Raw genomic sequence first — 16,391 nt, 5'->3', positions numbered from 1 at the left:
CTCAAATTGAAATCAATTTGAGGATTTTTTAAACAACGTAATAAAGCTATTTATTTGAAAACACTAACATTTCCTTGCTTGTCTGTCAGTCTTCCCGAATTTCCATCATCAGACAGTTCCCAAGCATAAAAACCATCTGTAAAAATAGGTTCTCCTTTTGGATTTGTTCCTTTTGCCACCAATTTATGTTCTTCTTCATCATTTTTCTTAAGCGTCATTGCCAAGTCTACCCCTTCTGCAAAATACGTTACCACTATGGTTTCTCCTTTATCATTGGTCAATGTTTTTGCCTCTTGTTTTAAAGAAACTTCTTTAGAATTTTTGTCACTTATCATCGGGGTGTTTTCTGTAACAGAAGCAGATTCTTTGTTACAAGAAATTACCAAAGCGAATATTGCTAAGATTATCCAGTTATTTTTCATATTGATTCAATACTATTTTTTTTGAAAGAAATGAGTCCACTATATGAGCAGTCATTATTTTAAAAAATAATCACAAAAATGCTCTTTCGTTTTACAGGTGCAAATTTGCTAATAAATGTCATGTTTATTTTATGACTCAAGTCATAAATCCCAACTATTAAACAACGTTAAATTTGTTATCAAATTAATATTAAAAATAAAAATATATGAAAAATTTGAAATTTCTAGTTCTTCCTATGATGGCTTTCGCGATGGTTTCTTGTGGTAATGACAAGCCTGCAGACGCTTCTGCATCTACCTCATCTACAGAAACATCTGCTGCTACTACAGAAACTAGCGCATCTTCTGAATCAGGACAATATGATCCGAAAAGAGGTTTAGGTAAATATGACGAAAGCAACGTAGATGTGAGCAAATTTGACGCTGCTATGGCTGCTGAAGGCAAGAAAGTGGCAGAGGTAAAATGTGCTTCTTGTCATAAACCTACAGAAGAAAAATTGGTGGGGCCAGGTTGGAAAGGAGTGACTACAAGACAAACTCCACATTGGATTTTGAACTTCATCAGTAATCCAGATCCTATGATTAATGTAGACCCAGAATTACAAAAACAACTAGAGATTTGTTTAGTAAGAATGCCAAACCAAGGTCTTAATGATACTGAAGCAAGACAAGTGCTAGAGTACATGAGAGAAATCGATGGTGCAAAGTAATTTAGATAGACAATAAAAATAAATATATGAAAATTATTCAGTTATTTGGGATTTCGGCCTTTGCTTCTTTAGCATTTTTGGGCAGTTGTAAACCTAAAGGTACAGAAACCGCTGTAAGTGGTGACGCCGCAGAAAAAGTATATGTAGCTCCTGGAAAATATGATGAGGTATACAATTTTGTAAGTGGTGGTTTTAACGGACAAATGAACGTTTATGGTTTACCGAGCGGAAGATTACTTAAGGTAGTTCCTATTTTCTCTGTAAATCCAGAAAATGGGTATGGTTACAGTGAAGAAACTAAGCCTATGTTAGAAACCTCGCACGGTTTTATTCCTTGGGATGACCAGCATCACTTAGAATTATCTCAAACAAATGGTGAACAAGACGGAAGATGGATTTTTGCGAATGCTAATAACACTCCACGTGTGGCAAGAGTAAACCTTAAAACCTTCAGAACTGAGGAAATTATAGAATTACCGAACTCTGCTGGTAACCACTCTTCTCCATTTATTACCGAAAATACAGAATATGTAGTGGCAGGTACTCGTTTTGCTGTTCCTACAGATGATATGAACGGAGACGTTCCTATTAATTCTTTCAAAGAAAACTTCAAAGGAGTGATTTCTTTTATCGGAGTTAATAAAGAAACTGGTGATATGAATTTATCATTCCAGATTGAAGCTCCAGGTGTAAACTTTGACCTTTCTCACGCTGGTAAAGGAAAATCTCACGGTTGGTTCTTCTTCTCTTGTTATAATTCAGAACAAGCGAATACTTTATTAGAGGTTAACGCTTCTCAAAATGATAAAGACTTTATCATGGCGGTAAACTGGAAAAAAGCTGAAGAATATCTAAAAGCTGGTAAAGGTAGAAAAGTAAAAACTCAGTATGCTCACAATAAATTTGATGAATCTACTCAAACTGCTACCTCTAAAATGGAGCAAGAAGTGACTGTACTTTCTGCTAAAGAATTAAAAGATATTTGCTATTTCATGCCAACTCCTAAATCACCTCACGGTTGTGACGTAGACCCAACTGGCGAATACATTGTAGGTTCTGGTAAATTGGCAGCTCTTATTCCTGTACACAGCTTTACCAAAATGCTTAAAGCGATTGAAAACAAAGAATTTGCAGGTGAATATGATGGTATTCCTATCTTAAAATATGAATCTACTCTTTATGGTGAAGTTCAAAAACCAGGTTTAGGTCCATTACACACAGAATTTGACGGAAAAGGAAATGCTTATACTTCATTCTTCGTTTCTTCTGAAGTAGTAAAATGGGATATCAAAACATTAAAAGTTCTTGACAGACAACCAACTTTCTACTCTGTAGGTCACTTAATGGTAGTAGGTGGTGATACTAAAAAACCATATGGTAAATATCTAGTTGCTTATAATAAAATTACAAAAGACAGATTCTTACCTACAGGTCCAGAATTAACCCAATCTGCACAGTTGTATGACATTAGTGGAGATAAGATGAAACTCTTATTAGACTTCCCTACTTTTGGTGAGCCACACTATGCACAGGCTGTTCCAGCTTCTCTTATTAAAGACAATCAGGTGAAGTTCTACAATATTGCAGACAATAAACACCCTTATGCAACCAAAGGTGAAGCAGAATCTAAAGTGGTAAGACAAGGCAATAAGGTACACGTTTATATGACTTCTATCCGTTCGCACTTTGCTCCAGATAATATAGAAGGAATAAAAGTAGGTGACGAAGTTTACTTCCACGTGACCAACTTAGAACAAGACTGGGATGTACCACACGGATTCGCCATCAAAGGTAATCAAAATGCAGAATTGCTCATTATGCCAGGTGAAACTTGTACACTGAAATGGGTTCCTAAAAAACCAGGAATGTGGCCAATGTATTGTACAGACTTCTGTTCTGCATTGCACCAAGAAATGCAAGGATATGTAAGAGTTTCTCCAGCAGGAAGCAATGTTCCTCTTACTTACAGCCTAAATAATAAAGCGGATAACGCTAAAAGCCCTGTGAAAACAGCAGTGACAAAATAAATTTCTAAAAGGGCGGTTTCTACTGCCCTTTTTTACTTCTGTAACATAAGTTACACTCTATAAGAACTTCTTATTTCAATATAAAAACAATGAAAAACAATTCATTATCCAAACTCTCTAAAATTTTGCTTATCACTAGCGGAATTGGATTAATCATTAGCATCTTCGTTCCCATATGGGCTATTTATCTAGAAGCTCCACAATATCCAGAAGGATTAGGTATGTTTCTTCATGCTCATAAAATCACAGGAGACTACGAAATTATCAATGGTCTAAACCATTACATCGGGATGAAAGAAATTCATCAGGAAGATTTTTGGGAATTTAAAATTTTACCTTATGCGTTAGGATTCTTTGCAGCGTTGGCATTTCTCACCGTATTTATTAATAATAAGAAATGGCTTTATTTCTTTGCCGCTTTATTTCTTATATTTGGAGTAGCTTTCATGGTAGACTTCTATCTTTGGGAGTACGATTATGGTCATAATCTTAATCCAAATGCAGCGATTGTAGTTCCGGGCATGAGTTACCAACCACCGCTTTTAGGTTTTAAACAACTTCTGAATTTCGGTGCGTATTCTTATCCTGATATTGGTGGCTGGATTATGTTTGGTGTAGGAATTATCCTTGTTGTTTTATCTTATTTAGAAATAAAATCTTCCAAAAAAGTAATATAAAATGAAAACATTATTTAACATTCTAGGAATCATCTTTTTAGGCGTAGTTTTTTCCTGTTCACCGAAAGGCCCAGAAAAAATAAACTTCGGGAAAGACCAATGTGAACTTTGCAAAATGGGAATAGAAGACCCTAAATTCGCCACAGAACTTATTACAGAAAAAGGCAGAATCTATAAATTCGATGACCTAAACTGTATGCAAAGTTATGCCACCGAAAATGCAGAGCAAGTAGGACAAGCAAAACTTTATGTGCCAGATTTTCTTACACATGAACTTTTCCCAATAGAAAAAGCATCTCTTATTACAGGTGGTGCAATAAAAAGCCCTATGAATGGTAATGTAGCTGCATTTATCGACAAAACCAAAGCCCAAGAAGAAGCTCAAAAATTAGGAGCGAGCTTCCTAGAAAAATAAATTTCACTTTAACTTATAGCTCAAAAGGCTTTGTGAGAAACATTATTTTTAATATTTTTAGCAAAGCCTATTTTTTTGAAATATCTTGAAAAATTCATACAAAATATTATCTTTTCTCTTTCTCCTGAATTTTGCGTATCATTCAGCGAAAACACTTGTAGTCGGTAAAAATCAGGCTTACAAAACCATTAACTCTGCCATTGCTCAAGCTCAAAATGGCGATACGATTTTGGTACAAAAAGGACATTACAAAGAAGGAAACATCAACATCCAAAAATCTATTGCCCTTATTGGAATCGACAGACCTGTTCTGGACGGTCAAATGAAGTACGAAATCGTTTCTCTAAGAGCGAATAAAATTCTTTTGCAAGGTTTTAAAATCATCAATTCTGGGGAAGATGAAGTCAAAAACATAGGTGCTGTTCGTTTGTATGACAGTCAGTTTTCAACCATTAAAAATAATATTTTTGAGAACAATTACTTCGGGATTACTATTCAGAGAGGTTACCAGTGTTTGATTCAAAACAATAAAATCACCACCAATAGAGGAAAATCTCAAGAATTAATCGGAGATGGGATTCACGTTTGGTCCAGTGCTGAAATCTGGATAAAAAACAATTACATTTCTGGTCACAAAGATGGCATTTACTTAGAAAAAGCTAACAACACCTTTGTTTTTAGAAATATTTCCGAAAAAAATAAACGTTACGGGTTGCACTTCATGTTCGCTCATAACAATGTCTACACCGGAAATATTTTTAAGAATAATGACGCTGGAGTTGCTGTAATGTACAGCCGAAATGTAGGCATGTACAAGAATAAATTCCTAGACAATTGGGGAGATGGCGTTTATGGACTCTTGCTCAAAGACCTTACGTTCAGTAAAATCAAACACAATATTTTCAACAATAACACGGCTGCCATTTTTATGGATGGTTCATCTAAAGTAGACCTCTATAACAATCAGTTTTCTAACAACGGTTGGGGAATAAAACTCAATGCCAACTGCATGGAAAACCGTCTCATGAAGAATAATTTCGAAAACAATACTTTCGATGTGAGCACGAGTGGAAGCCTTGTAATGAATATTTTTAAAAACAATCATTGGGACAAATATGAAGGTTATGATCTGGACAAAGATCAAATTGGTGATGTTCCTTTTCATCCCTTGAGTTTATACTCTGTGCTTTCTGAGCAAAACCCTATGATTATGTTGTTATACAGAGCATTTTTTGTGGAGATATTAGACCGTTCCGAACGCTTAATCCCAAGTCTTACTCCAGAAAATTTTGTAGACGAAAAACCGGAGATGAAACCGAATAAAGTGATGAGGTAATGGAGTTATAAGGTTATGAAATGTTGGAAGTTGGAATATCATTAATTCACTGTTTTGTGATTTAAAAAATTATTTTTATTAAAAAGTTATGATTGAAATAAAAAATTTAACCAAAAAATTCAATAAGTTCACTGCGCTTAATCAGGTGAATATCAACTTTAATGATGGGCATTCTGTAGCACTCATTGGTCCCAATGGATGCGGAAAAACTACCCTTATTAAATGTATTCTCGGATTAAATGTAGTAGAAGATGGCGATATTTTGGTCAATAATGAAAGTGTAAAAGAACATTATCTCTACCGAAAAAATATTGGTTACATGCCTCAAATTGGTCGATATCCTGAGAATATGACCATCGCGCAAACCATTCAGATGATTAAAGACACCCGAAAAGTCTCTGAAAACGAATTAGATACCGAACTTTTAGAAGCTTTCGAACTGGAAAGTATTTTCGACAAAAAAATGCGTACCCTTTCTGGCGGAACTACCCAAAAAGTAAGTGCCGTTTTAGCTTTTTTATTCAATCCTGGGATTATTATTTTAGATGAACCTACGGCAGGTTTAGACCCTCTCGCTTCTGAAATTTTAAAAAATAAAATCATCAAAGAAAAAAATAAAGGAAAACTCATCATTATCACGTCTCACCTCTTGAGCGAATTAGATGATATCGTCAGTGAAATTGTTTTTATGAATGAAGGAAAAGTCATTGTTCACCAATCTGTAGAAGAATTAATGACTGAAAGAAAAACCGAGAAAATCTCAGAAAGTATCATCAGTATTTTAAAGGAAATGAAGCCATGAACAATATCGCAAAATTCATCTTTTTTGACATTTTAAAAAATAAAATCGTCTTATTATACACCGTACTCCTCTTTGTCATTTCTTGGTCTGTACTGGGATTAGACAGCAATTACACCAAAGCTACTCTTAGTTTGCTCAATATTGTTTTATTGGTGGTTCCACTCGTGAGCATTATTTTTTCTACGATTTATGTATATAACAGCAGTCAGTTTATAGAATTATTGCTCAGTCAACCGATTGCAAGAGGCAAGATTTGGTTCAATATTTTTATTGGGCTTTCCTCAGCATTGATTTTGGCGTATCTGATTGGTTGTGGCGTTCCTATTTTGCTCTATTCTTCTATAGAAACAGGATTTTCGCTTATCATTATCGGGGTTATGCTTTCGGTTATTTTCACGGCATTTGCCATGCTGTCTTCTATTGTAAGTAGAGACCGTGCGAAAGGAATAGGTATTTCGATTTTTGTATGGCTGTTTTTCGCTATTATTTATGACGGCATTTTATTGGTTCTTATGTTCCAGTTCGCAGATTATCCTATTGAAGGAATAATGGCGACTTTAGCAGCAATTAATCCGATTGGTCTTGCCAGAATTTTCGTGCTTTTGCAACTCAATATTTCTGCTATGCTAGGTTATTCTGGAGCAGTTTTCAAAGAAATCTTTGGCTCGGGTGGTGGCATGGGAATTTCTATGGTCATTCTCTTCATTTGGATTGCAGTGCCATTTCTACTGTCTTATATTCAATTCAATAAAAAGGACTTATAATTTTTTATCATCAATATTTGTTACGTATTTCTTCCCCTCAGTGGGAAGATTTTTTTTGATAAAATTTCATTTTAATTCTTTTCAATTTTCTGATAAAATTCACATTTTCAGCAGTTTATTTTATGATTACAATCATAAAAGGATGACGGGGTTTGAATGTAATTTTATTCAAAATTTTATAAAAATATGAAAAAGACATTTCTAATCGTTTCTTGTGTTGCACTAGGACTTATCTCTTGCAACAAAACCGAAGCTAACACTGAAACCTCTACCTCTACAGAAGCTGTAGCTGGTGGTCAAGAAGCTGTAGTAGACGAAGATTCTGCTCCTACCATTGTAAAATTAGCGGCAGGAAATAAAGATCTTTCTACCCTCGTTACCGCAGTAGAAGCAGCGGGACTCACTACTTCACTGAGTAATGCAGGTCCATTTACTGTTTTTGCGCCTGTAAATGCTGCTTTTGATAAATTACCTGCTGGAACAGTAGATGATTTATTAAAGCCTGAAAATAATGGCAAATTGGGTGATATTTTAGGACACCACACATATGTAGGTGTTATTAAAACAGAACAAATGACTGACGGTCAATCATTAGGCATGGTAGACGGTAAAAATATTACTATTAAAATGGTGAATGGCAAACCAACCATCAACGGAACCGTAAATATTATTGCTACAGTTCCTGCATCTAACGGAATTGTATATGTAGTAGATGGTGTTATTTTACCAGAATAATTATTAAATAGGTTTTTTTCAACAAAAGGCTTACTGAAATTCAGTAAGCCTTTTTGGGATTTATAAAAAAGTAAGGGTTTTAATTATTTTTTTCCTTTAAGTTGTTGAATATAATTAGAATGGAAATTAAAATGAGTACAGAAATTCCAAATAAAAATTCGTTAGCAAAAGGAATAGCCACATATTTTATCGAGAAAATGCCCATTAATCCTAATAAAAATTCATTCAGAAAAACGCTCAAAAGAAAATATCTTAATCCTGCATTTAATCTAGGGCTTGTTTTAAAATTTTGAATGACTTGACTCAATAAAAAAGTCGCAACACACATCAGTAAAATCAAGTGTAAATAAGCAATCACCACATTTCTAAAACCGAACGCAAATTGAGAAACCGCAGGAATTACAGAACCCAACTGCAATAAAATTTTCACCGCAAAAGCAAAGCCTACATAGATGAAAACAAATCTCTGTAAAGCATTAGTGGTGGTTTTTATCGTTGGCCATTGGTTTTTTATCCATTTAAAAAACAGAAAAGCACCATAAGTTTGAGCAAGTGTTGTCAAAACGATTACCAAATAAATAAAAACAGGCAGTTTCAACCATAAAACCGATAAACCGAAGCCTACGAAACATCCTATGAACAACAACCAAAATATGTTTCTGTTTTCTTTTGAACTGATTAGAATTCCTTTTTCTTTGAGGTGATAAAAGAGCAAACCTAAACATGAAAAAATAAAAAATCCGTTGTACTGAAAATGCAGATAAAAATAGGTAGACGCTAAGTATAATTCCTGAACCACGTTTTTACTCGCCATCATATAACTCAATGTAAAAACGCCTAATGATGACAATACAGCAAAGAAAAAAGCAGCTAAAAACCAAATTTTGGAGGTTTCCTGAAGGTTTTTAAGGTCTCTGTACAAGAAAAAATAGTACACAAAACTATTCAGTAAAGCGATGGTGGAAAAAATGATGGATAACCAATAGTATCCTGCATATAGAAAACTCAACAGCATTCCGTAAGAAGCGAAAAAATTAATCCCAATCAATATTTGGTATTTTTTCAAGTGAATTCCTTCGACGGTTTTGCTTAGATATTGGGCTACTAAAATGTAAATGCAAGAAGTGATGAAGCCGTAAAAAGCAAAATGAGAATGCGCTTCTTGAAGATGTTTTTGTTCTACAAAAGGCAAAGAAAAGGCAATCTTATAGCGCATCAATACACCTAAAACCGCAACAATTACAAAACTGAAAACTGAAAACTTAAGTAAGAATGCTTGATTTTTCATGCCCTAAAATTAGAGAAATTAAAACGCTAATTCTATGACTGTAATCACAGCGACTAAAAATAAATTTTACCATTTCTGATTTCTAACTTGCCATCTCTTTCCATTTTTTTTACGGTTCTGATGATGGTTTCGGTTCTGAGACCCGTCATATTCGAAAGCTCTTTTCGGGTAATGTCAATCAGAATTTTCTCATCCTCACTGGTTTTAAGTTTTTTATACTCCACCAGCTGACTCAATATTCTACTTTCTGGATTTAAGAAAACTATGTTTTTAATGGAATTGCTTTTGCTGATGGATTTTTCGGCAATAGACTTGGTAAATTCTATGAGTAAATCGGGTTTTTGTTTGAGATAATTGAGGAAATTATCTTTGTTGATTTTGTAAACTTCTGCACATTCTGAAGTCACCACTACATTTCCCGGAAAAGGCCTCCCTAACAAAACAGCAGGTTCCCCGAAAAAACTTTGGTCAAACACTTTGTGTTGCAAAAATTCTTTTCCTTCTTCGGTAAAGTGAAAGACAGAAAGTTCTCCTTTTACTAAATAATAAAACGAATGCGAATGACTTCCTTCACTATGAATAAGGTCGTCTTTTTTGTATTTTTTTAACTCAGCATTTGTGTTAAAACTAAATTCTTGATCTATAATAAAACTCATCTCAAACCATTTTAACTTCTGCAATTTACAAAATATAAATGACCTTTTCTATAGAATTTTAAAAAGACCGTAACAATCTTATTTAAAGCCAAAAAAAGCGCTCAATTCTAAAATTGAACGCCTATATAACAAAAATTTTAAAACATTTTTTATCTCCAACCGCCACCTAAAGCGCGGTACAGCTCTACTCCTGCTTGTAATTTTGAATATTGAGCATTGGCAATATTAATTTCGGCATTCAGTTTATTCACGTTAGCATTCAACACTTCTAAATAATTCGCCATACCGTAATTCACCAATTCCTGAGAAAACTCTACCGATTTATCGTATGCTGATAATTCTTTTTTCTTAAAAGCGATGAATTGGTCTTGTGCATTGTACATTTTCAACGCATCCGAAACTTCATTTCCAGCATTCAGAATCGTTTTTCTAAAATTCAGATAAGCTCTTTCTCGGTTCGCGAGACTAACTTCGTAATTGGTTCTTATTTGTCTTTTGTTCAAAATCGGTTGAGCCAATCCTACCAAAACATTGGCGAAAATAGAATTTCCACTAAACAACTTGTCAATATCTACCGATTGTACTCCTGTACTCCCTGTGATTCTAAGACTAGGGTAAAACTGTGCTTTCGCAGAATTGGTGAGTTCAAAAGCATTGATGAGGTTAAATTCTGCTTGTTTCACATCTGGACGATTCGCCAAAAGTGCACTTGGATAACCTAAATCTGTATTGAGCGCAAAATTTTGTGTACTCAGTGAAGTTCTTTCGATTTCGTGAGAAGGCTCTCCCATTAACAAAGAAATGGTATTCTCTAACATCTGAATTTGTACCTCTAAAGTTACTAAAGAAGCTTCTGCATTATAAACCAATGCTTCGCTTTGCTGAACCGCCACTTCCGAAACAATTCCTGCTTCTTTTAATGCTTTGGTGGTTTCTAAATTCTTTTTGCGAATTTCTATGGTATTGCTGAAAATTTTCTTCTGTTCATCAAAAGTCAACAGTTGATAATACGCCGTCGCAATAGAAGCCACCAAATTGCTTTTTACATTTTGATGCGCCGCAACAGAACCCAGATATGCTGCATATTGCGCTTTTTCTTGTCCTTTTAGTTTTCCCCAAAGGTCTAATTCCCAACCTAGATTTGCAGTTATATCAAATTGATTGATGTATCTTCTTTCTCCCACAATTTGTCCGAACTGCGTATTGAGCGAAGAAGTATTAAAAGAATAATCAGGTCCAACGGAAATGGTAGGTTGATAAGCAGCTTTTGATTGTTTCAGATACGCTTCTGCACTCGCAATATTTTGTAATGCGATTCTGATGTCTAAATTATTTTCTAAAGCTTTGGCAATGTGTTTTTGCAAAACAGCATCGGTAAAAATTTCTTTCCAAGAGAGATTTGCCATGCTTAAACTATCTTTTGGCAAGGCATCTGTTCTGAAAAGCTTTTCATCTACTACATCCTTAGCTCTTTGGTAATTCTGTCTGGTTTGACAAGAAAACACCAAAAAACTTATGAAAAATATTAGAATTATTTTATGGATTGTTACTTTCATACATTTAGTTTTAAAATTATTCAGCCAGATTAATTTCCAGTTTTTTAGGCGGACTTATTTTTTCTTGTAAATATTGGAAAATCACAAATAATACAGGAATTACCACTAATCCTAAAAATGTACCTATCAATAAACCTACGGCAGCACCTGTTGCAATCGAACGGTTTCCTACTGCTCCAATTCCTGTTGCGAAAATTAGAGGCAATAAACCAAAAATAAACGCAAACGAAGTCATTAAAATCGGTCTTAACCTCGCTTTGGCTGCATTGATGGCAGACATAACCAAGGTTTCACCATGATGGCGTCTTTGAACGGCAAATTCTACAATTAGAATGGCATTTTTGGCCAATAAACCTACCAACATGATTAGGGCAATCTGGAAGTAAATATTATTTTCTAAGCCTGCTAATTTTTGACCTAAAAATGCTCCCATTACTCCTAATGGAAGGGAAATAATCACAATTAACGGTAAGATATAACTTTCATATTGCGCGGCTAAAATGAAATACACAAATACCAAACTCAAGAGGAATATCAATAGCGTCTGAGAGCCAGAAGCTAATTCTTCTCTTGACAAACCTGTAAATTCTACTTCGTAGTTTTGGTTGAGCCCACCTTCTGCCACTTCCTGTACTGCTCTAATCGCGTCTCCGGTACTGTAACCCGGTGCATTAGAACCTGTAATTTTCACGGAAGTGAATAAGTTGTAACGGCTTACTGATTGGGGACCATAGGTTTTTTCTAAGGTTACAAACTGAGAAATCGGCGCCATTATTCCAGATTTCGTTTTTACGTATAAGGCATTTAAACTTTCAGGCGATTTTCTAGCATCTGGTAAGGCTTGCACCATCACTCTAAATTGTTTTCCATATTTGGTAAAATCTGCCGCATAAATTCCACCGATGTAGCCTTGCATGGTATTCAAAATATCCGTCACCGAAACGCCAGATTGCTCTGCAACTGGAACATTAATCGACATTTGATACTGAGGATACTTGGTATTAAAAGAAGTCTGTGCAAATTCTATTTCGGGTCTTTCTATTAATTTCCCGATGAATTCTTGCGTCACTTTGTCTAAATCTGCATAATCACCACCCGATTTATCCAGTAAAACAGCTTCAAAACCTGCACTACTACCAAAACCTGGAACAGAAGGCGGTTGGAAGAACACTACTTTCGCATCTGGAACCGTAGCTGCCATTCCGAATAATTTTTTGGTAATGTTTTCTATTTTTTCGTCGTCACTGGTTCTTTCTTCAAAAGGTTTTAGTCTGATGAAAGCCAAACCATTATTGCTACCATTTCCAGATAAGAAACCTCTTCCCGTAGAAATGGTTACGTTTTTAATTCCAGGAATTTGTAGCGCTTTTTGTTGAATTGCTTTCAAAGCGTTATAGGTTCTTTCCATAGAAGCTCCTGCAGGAAGTTGAACATCTGTAAAGATGATTCCACGGTCTTCATTCGGAACGAAACCTTTTTTCATGGAAGCATTTGCCCACCATAAAATTCCCATGGTAATTGCAAAAATAATAACCGTTACTTTCTTGTGTCTGATGAGATATACAAATGCTCTACCATAACGGTCTGTAGATGCTTTGAAACCTGCATTAAATCTGTGGAAGAATTTTCCCATTGTGGTTTTTTCTTCGTATTCTTTATCGTGATGTTGTGGTTTCAAAAATAATGAACACAACACTGGACTCAATGTTAATGCGTTGATTGCTGAGATTAAAATCGCCACAATCAAGGTAATCCCAAACTGTTTATAGAACACACCTGTAGGGCCTTGAATAAAAGTTACCGGAATGAAAACGGCAGCCATTACCAAAGTAATAGAGATAATTGCCCCTGTAATTTCGTGCATGGCCTCAATGGTAGCTTTTTTGGCATCGCTAATGCCGTGCTCCATTTTGGCGTGTACTGCTTCTACTACTACGATGGCGTCATCTACCACAATACCAATCGCTAAAACCAAGGCAAAAAGCGTCAATAAATTCAAGGAATATCCTAGAAGATTCAAGAAGAAAAACGCTCCTATGATAGATACTGGAACTGCAATTGCCGGAATCAATGTAGAACGGAAATCTTGTAAGAAGATAAATACTACAATGAATACCAAGATAAACGCTTCAATTAAGGTATGGACTACTTTTTCGATGGAAGCATCCAGAAATTCATTGGTGTCAAAGTTTACGGTATAATGAATTCCCTCTGGTAAGTCGCTTTCAGCTGTTTTTAGGTAAGCTTTGATATCATTGATGATGTCTTGTGCATTAGAACCCGGCGTTTGAAAAATCCCCATACTGATGGCTGGAGAATTACCGTTTTCTCCTCTTCCTGTATAAGATTGCGCTGCCAATTCTACTTTGGCCACATCTTTCAGCATTAGGTTTTGTCCGTTTCCTAAAGACTTGATGATGATGTTATCATATTGTTCTTTGCTGTTGTATTTCCCAACGTATTTGATGATATATTCAAAAGAACTCCCACTGTTTTGTCCGATAGAACCTGCTGCCGCTTCTCTACTCTGTTCGTTTATTGCAGCGGTAACATCTGTAGGGTTCAAGCCATAAGCTGCTAGTTTATTTGGGTCTAGCCAAATTCTCATGGAATAATTTTTTCCACCCATTACGTTGGCATCACCTACTCCATTAATCCTTTTGATGTTTGGAATAACGTTGATATTCAAATAATTCTGAAGATAAACATCATTTATTTTTTCATTTTCTGAGTAAAAAGAGAGGTACATCAGCGCACTGGTCTGTTGCTTCTGTGTTACCACCCCAGAACGCGTTACTTCGCTTGGCAAAAGAGGGGTAGCTCTGGCTACTCTATTCTGCACGTTTACCGCAGCGATATCTGGGTTTACTCCTTGTTTAAAAAATATCTGAATATTTGCCGAACCATCATTTCCAGCAGAAGAAGTAATATAGCTCATTCCTTCTACCCCGTTGATTTGTTCTTCTAAAGGCACTACTACACTTTTCATCACCGTTTCTGCATTGGCTCCTGTATAATTTGCCGATACACTTACGGTAGGCGGTGCGATATCTGGATATTGTGTCACAGGTAAAGCGACCAATCCCAACACCCCTAAAATAACGATGAGAATTGAAATTACGGTTGATAAAACCGGTCTGTTGATGAAATTCTTTATCATTAGAAAAGCGGTTTTATAGATTGTACAATGCTATCAAATTTTGCAGGCTTTGGAATAATTGCCGTTCCTGGTTTCAATCCGCCAATTCCTGCAGCTACTACTTTGTCTCCTTTGTTTACACCAGATTTGATGATAACCATGTTATTAATTCTGTCTTGCACTTCTATCACTGTGTTTTTAGCAGTATCTTTTTCTACTTTGAAAAGATATACCATGCCTTGTTGTTCATACGTAGCACTTTCTGGAACCACTAAAGTATTGTCGTAGAATTTAGGAAATCTGATGGCTCCACTGTTTCCGTTGGTGAGTAATTTAGAAGGATTAGGAAACCCTACTCTAAACTGAATGGTTCCTGTAGCTGGGTCTATTTGACCTGTTACAACCTCTATTCTACCTTTTTCTGGATAAAGACTTCCATTGGCTAATTCTAGCTCTACATTTGGTAGATTTTTGATTTTCTCAGGAACTGTAGCTCCGTAAGATTTTTCTAAGAAATCTAAATATTCTTTTTCATTCATTGAGAAATACGCATATACCGAACGTGTGTCTGAAATGGTAGTGAGCGGTGTAGCATCAGAAGGTCCTACCAAACTCCCTACTTTTAATGGTAGTTTACCTACAATTCCTGAAATAGGCGCTCTAATGATGGAATAATTGATATTCGCCTGTACTGATTTATAGTTGGCAGATGCCTGTTGCTGAGAAGCCACTGCTTGTGACAGTTGTGCTTGTGCTCTGGCTAAATTTGCTAAAGCCGTCTGTAATTGTACATTGCTGATGATATTTTTTTCTACCAAAGGTTTTAATTTATTTACCTCCACTTGCGCAGCATTTACGGCCGCTCTTGCTGCAGAAACATTGGCTTGTGCCGCAGTAATTCCAGATTTAGCCGCATCTGCATTTTCGCTCAGAATGTTGGTTTCTAGTCTGAACAGTGGTTGACCAGCCGTTACGTATTGGCCTTCATCTACTAAAACTTGAGTAATATATCCTTGTATTTTTGCACGTACATCATTATTTACCACTCCTTTTATCGCAGCTGGATAGACATCATATCCCGTTACGTTTCTTGTTTCTACACTGATTACTGGATAAGGTTTAGGACCGTCTTTTTTCTCTTCTTGTTTTTTACAAGAAATAACAGACAGTAAAGATAAGATGAGTACTAAGAAAATATTTTTCATATAATTAAATTTTTCAATGATTTATAATTTATCTAATGTTTCCTGAATATTGGCAATGTTTTTTTCTAACAGCGATTTATACAATATATAACGTTTTTCATACTCAGTATTGTCTACTCGAGTTCTTCTGAAATCACTTAATTGGTCTAAAATTTTTATCTCTCGTTTCATTCTAGTCACAATTTCTTCAAATCTGATGTTGATAAAGCTTTCGTTGATGAGAAAATATCTCTTTCTTTCATCAATTTTATTTAATGATTTTATGAGTTCTGCATTGAGCAAAAAATTAATGCTCGAAGAGATAGAACTCTTACTTGCACAAAAAGTTCCCACTAATTCATCAAAGCATAATCCTTTACGCTCAAAATCAAAAGCAAGGTAGGCATATATTTTAGCAGAAAGTGGTGGCATATCAAAGAGTTGACCATAGAATTCTACTAATTCTTGATACACTTGAGGCTCTATTTGTAAGCTATTCTTCATCTAGAAATGAATTGAGGCGCTAATTTACCAATTAGTTCGGAACTAAACGAACTAAGATGGATAGATTTTATCAAAGATACTTATTTTTTGAAGGTGGTGTGGTGATTTGATAATATGATGATGAAGTTATCTGGCTATGGAACTATTTAGAAAATTTAAACCACAAAAAAGACCTT

Annotated in this window: 15 protein-coding genes; 8 read left to right on the top strand and 7 right to left on the bottom strand. The window is 35.3% G+C overall.

Annotation, left to right across the window (positions count from 1 at the left end; all coding sequences use genetic code 11):
* Positions 1-50: 50 nt before the first annotated feature.
* Complete coding sequence (locus N7277_RS07695) at positions 51-422, bottom strand: hypothetical protein (protein WP_274778989.1); 372 nt, start codon at positions 420-422, stop codon at positions 51-53.
* A gap of 206 nt (positions 423-628) precedes the next feature.
* Here N7277_RS07695 and N7277_RS07690 point away from each other — a divergent pair, with 206 nt between their 5' ends.
* The 8 genes from N7277_RS07690 to N7277_RS07655 all read left to right on the top strand — a co-directional run bounded on the left by N7277_RS07690 (position 629) and on the right by N7277_RS07655 (position 7,888).
* Positions 629-1,132, top strand: a complete 504-nt coding sequence (locus N7277_RS07690) for a c-type cytochrome (protein WP_274778988.1) — start codon at positions 629-631, stop codon at positions 1,130-1,132.
* A 26-nt stretch (positions 1,133-1,158) separates the two neighbouring features.
* The gene (gene nosZ, locus N7277_RS07685) at positions 1,159-3,159 is read left to right on the top strand and encodes a Sec-dependent nitrous-oxide reductase (protein WP_274778987.1); all 2,001 of its coding nucleotides are present in this window, start codon (positions 1,159-1,161) and stop codon (positions 3,157-3,159) included.
* 89 nt (positions 3,160-3,248) lie between these two features.
* Positions 3,249-3,836, top strand: coding sequence for a hypothetical protein (locus N7277_RS07680; RefSeq protein WP_274778986.1), 588 nt, complete (start codon positions 3,249-3,251; stop codon positions 3,834-3,836).
* 1 nt (position 3,837) lies between these two features.
* A complete protein-coding gene (locus tag N7277_RS07675; protein WP_274778985.1) occupies positions 3,838-4,251 on the top strand; it encodes a nitrous oxide reductase accessory protein NosL in 414 nt (137 codons plus the stop codon).
* An 85-nt stretch (positions 4,252-4,336) separates the two neighbouring features.
* Positions 4,337-5,587: a nitrous oxide reductase family maturation protein NosD gene (nosD, locus tag N7277_RS07670; RefSeq protein ID WP_274778984.1), complete on the top strand. Its 1,251-nt coding sequence runs from the start codon at positions 4,337-4,339 to the stop codon at positions 5,585-5,587.
* 88 nt (positions 5,588-5,675) lie between these two features.
* A complete protein-coding gene (locus N7277_RS07665) occupies positions 5,676-6,389 on the top strand; it encodes an ABC transporter ATP-binding protein (RefSeq protein WP_274778983.1) in 714 nt (237 codons plus the stop codon).
* Entirely contained in the window at positions 6,386-7,153 is a 768-nt protein-coding gene (locus tag N7277_RS07660) for an ABC transporter permease subunit (RefSeq protein WP_274778982.1), read from the top strand. Before N7277_RS07665 ends, N7277_RS07660 begins: the two co-directional genes overlap by 4 nt.
* A gap of 186 nt (positions 7,154-7,339) precedes the next feature.
* Positions 7,340-7,888 (top strand): fasciclin domain-containing protein, encoded by a 549-nt coding sequence (locus tag N7277_RS07655; RefSeq protein ID WP_274778981.1) that lies wholly within the window; start codon positions 7,340-7,342, stop codon positions 7,886-7,888.
* 79 nt (positions 7,889-7,967) lie between these two features.
* Here N7277_RS07655 and N7277_RS07650 read toward each other — a convergent pair whose 3' ends face one another.
* From N7277_RS07650 to N7277_RS07625, 6 genes are all read right to left on the bottom strand, one after another.
* Positions 7,968-9,176, bottom strand: coding sequence for a hypothetical protein (locus N7277_RS07650; protein WP_274778980.1), 1,209 nt, complete (start codon positions 9,174-9,176; stop codon positions 7,968-7,970).
* A gap of 53 nt (positions 9,177-9,229) precedes the next feature.
* Positions 9,230-9,832, bottom strand: coding sequence for a Crp/Fnr family transcriptional regulator (locus tag N7277_RS07645; RefSeq protein ID WP_274778979.1), 603 nt, complete (start codon positions 9,830-9,832; stop codon positions 9,230-9,232).
* Positions 9,833-9,981: 149 nt separating this feature from the next.
* Positions 9,982-11,388 (bottom strand): TolC family protein, encoded by a 1,407-nt coding sequence (locus tag N7277_RS07640; protein WP_274778978.1) that lies wholly within the window; start codon positions 11,386-11,388, stop codon positions 9,982-9,984.
* Between the two features lie 16 nt (positions 11,389-11,404).
* Positions 11,405-14,548, bottom strand: a complete 3,144-nt coding sequence (locus N7277_RS07635; protein WP_274778977.1) for an efflux RND transporter permease subunit — start codon at positions 14,546-14,548, stop codon at positions 11,405-11,407.
* Positions 14,548-15,732, bottom strand: coding sequence for an efflux RND transporter periplasmic adaptor subunit (locus N7277_RS07630; protein WP_274778976.1), 1,185 nt, complete (start codon positions 15,730-15,732; stop codon positions 14,548-14,550). Before N7277_RS07630 ends, N7277_RS07635 begins: the two co-directional genes overlap by 1 nt.
* Before the next feature lie 21 nt (positions 15,733-15,753).
* The gene (locus tag N7277_RS07625; RefSeq protein WP_274778975.1) at positions 15,754-16,215 is read right to left on the bottom strand and encodes a transcriptional regulator; all 462 of its coding nucleotides are present in this window, start codon (positions 16,213-16,215) and stop codon (positions 15,754-15,756) included.
* Between the last annotated feature and the right edge of the window lie 176 nt (positions 16,216-16,391).

This window comes from Cloacibacterium sp. TD35 (assembly GCF_028864635.1).
Lineage (GTDB): Bacteria > Bacteroidota > Bacteroidia > Flavobacteriales > Weeksellaceae > Cloacibacterium.
Note: the sequence above shows the minus strand (reverse complement) of the source record. Positions and strands in the feature narration are given on the sequence as shown.

Bases quoted from the DNA above. Each gene is read 5' to 3' on its own strand.
- N7277_RS07690 (WP_274778988.1), top strand. From the start codon at position 629: ATGAAAAATTTGAAATTTCTAGTTCTTCCTATGATGGCTTTCGCGATG.
- N7277_RS07625 (WP_274778975.1), bottom strand. From the start codon at position 16,215: ATGAAGAATAGCTTACAAATAGAGCCTCAAGTGTATCAAGAATTAGTA.
- N7277_RS07630 (WP_274778976.1), bottom strand. From the start codon at position 15,732: ATGAAAAATATTTTCTTAGTACTCATCTTATCTTTACTGTCTGTTATT.
- N7277_RS07640 (WP_274778978.1), bottom strand. From the start codon at position 11,388: ATGAAAGTAACAATCCATAAAATAATTCTAATATTTTTCATAAGTTTT.
- N7277_RS07650 (WP_274778980.1), bottom strand. From the start codon at position 9,176: ATGAAAAATCAAGCATTCTTACTTAAGTTTTCAGTTTTCAGTTTTGTA.
- N7277_RS07680 (WP_274778986.1), top strand. From the start codon at position 3,249: ATGAAAAACAATTCATTATCCAAACTCTCTAAAATTTTGCTTATCACT.
- N7277_RS07695 (WP_274778989.1), bottom strand. From the start codon at position 422: ATGAAAAATAACTGGATAATCTTAGCAATATTCGCTTTGGTAATTTCT.
- nosZ (WP_274778987.1), top strand. From the start codon at position 1,159: ATGAAAATTATTCAGTTATTTGGGATTTCGGCCTTTGCTTCTTTAGCA.
- N7277_RS07635 (WP_274778977.1), bottom strand. From the start codon at position 14,548: ATGATAAAGAATTTCATCAACAGACCGGTTTTATCAACCGTAATTTCA.
- N7277_RS07660 (WP_274778982.1), top strand. From the start codon at position 6,386: ATGAACAATATCGCAAAATTCATCTTTTTTGACATTTTAAAAAATAAA.
- N7277_RS07665 (WP_274778983.1), top strand. From the start codon at position 5,676: ATGATTGAAATAAAAAATTTAACCAAAAAATTCAATAAGTTCACTGCG.
- N7277_RS07675 (WP_274778985.1), top strand. From the start codon at position 3,838: ATGAAAACATTATTTAACATTCTAGGAATCATCTTTTTAGGCGTAGTT.
- N7277_RS07655 (WP_274778981.1), top strand. From the start codon at position 7,340: ATGAAAAAGACATTTCTAATCGTTTCTTGTGTTGCACTAGGACTTATC.
- N7277_RS07645 (WP_274778979.1), bottom strand. From the start codon at position 9,832: ATGAGTTTTATTATAGATCAAGAATTTAGTTTTAACACAAATGCTGAG.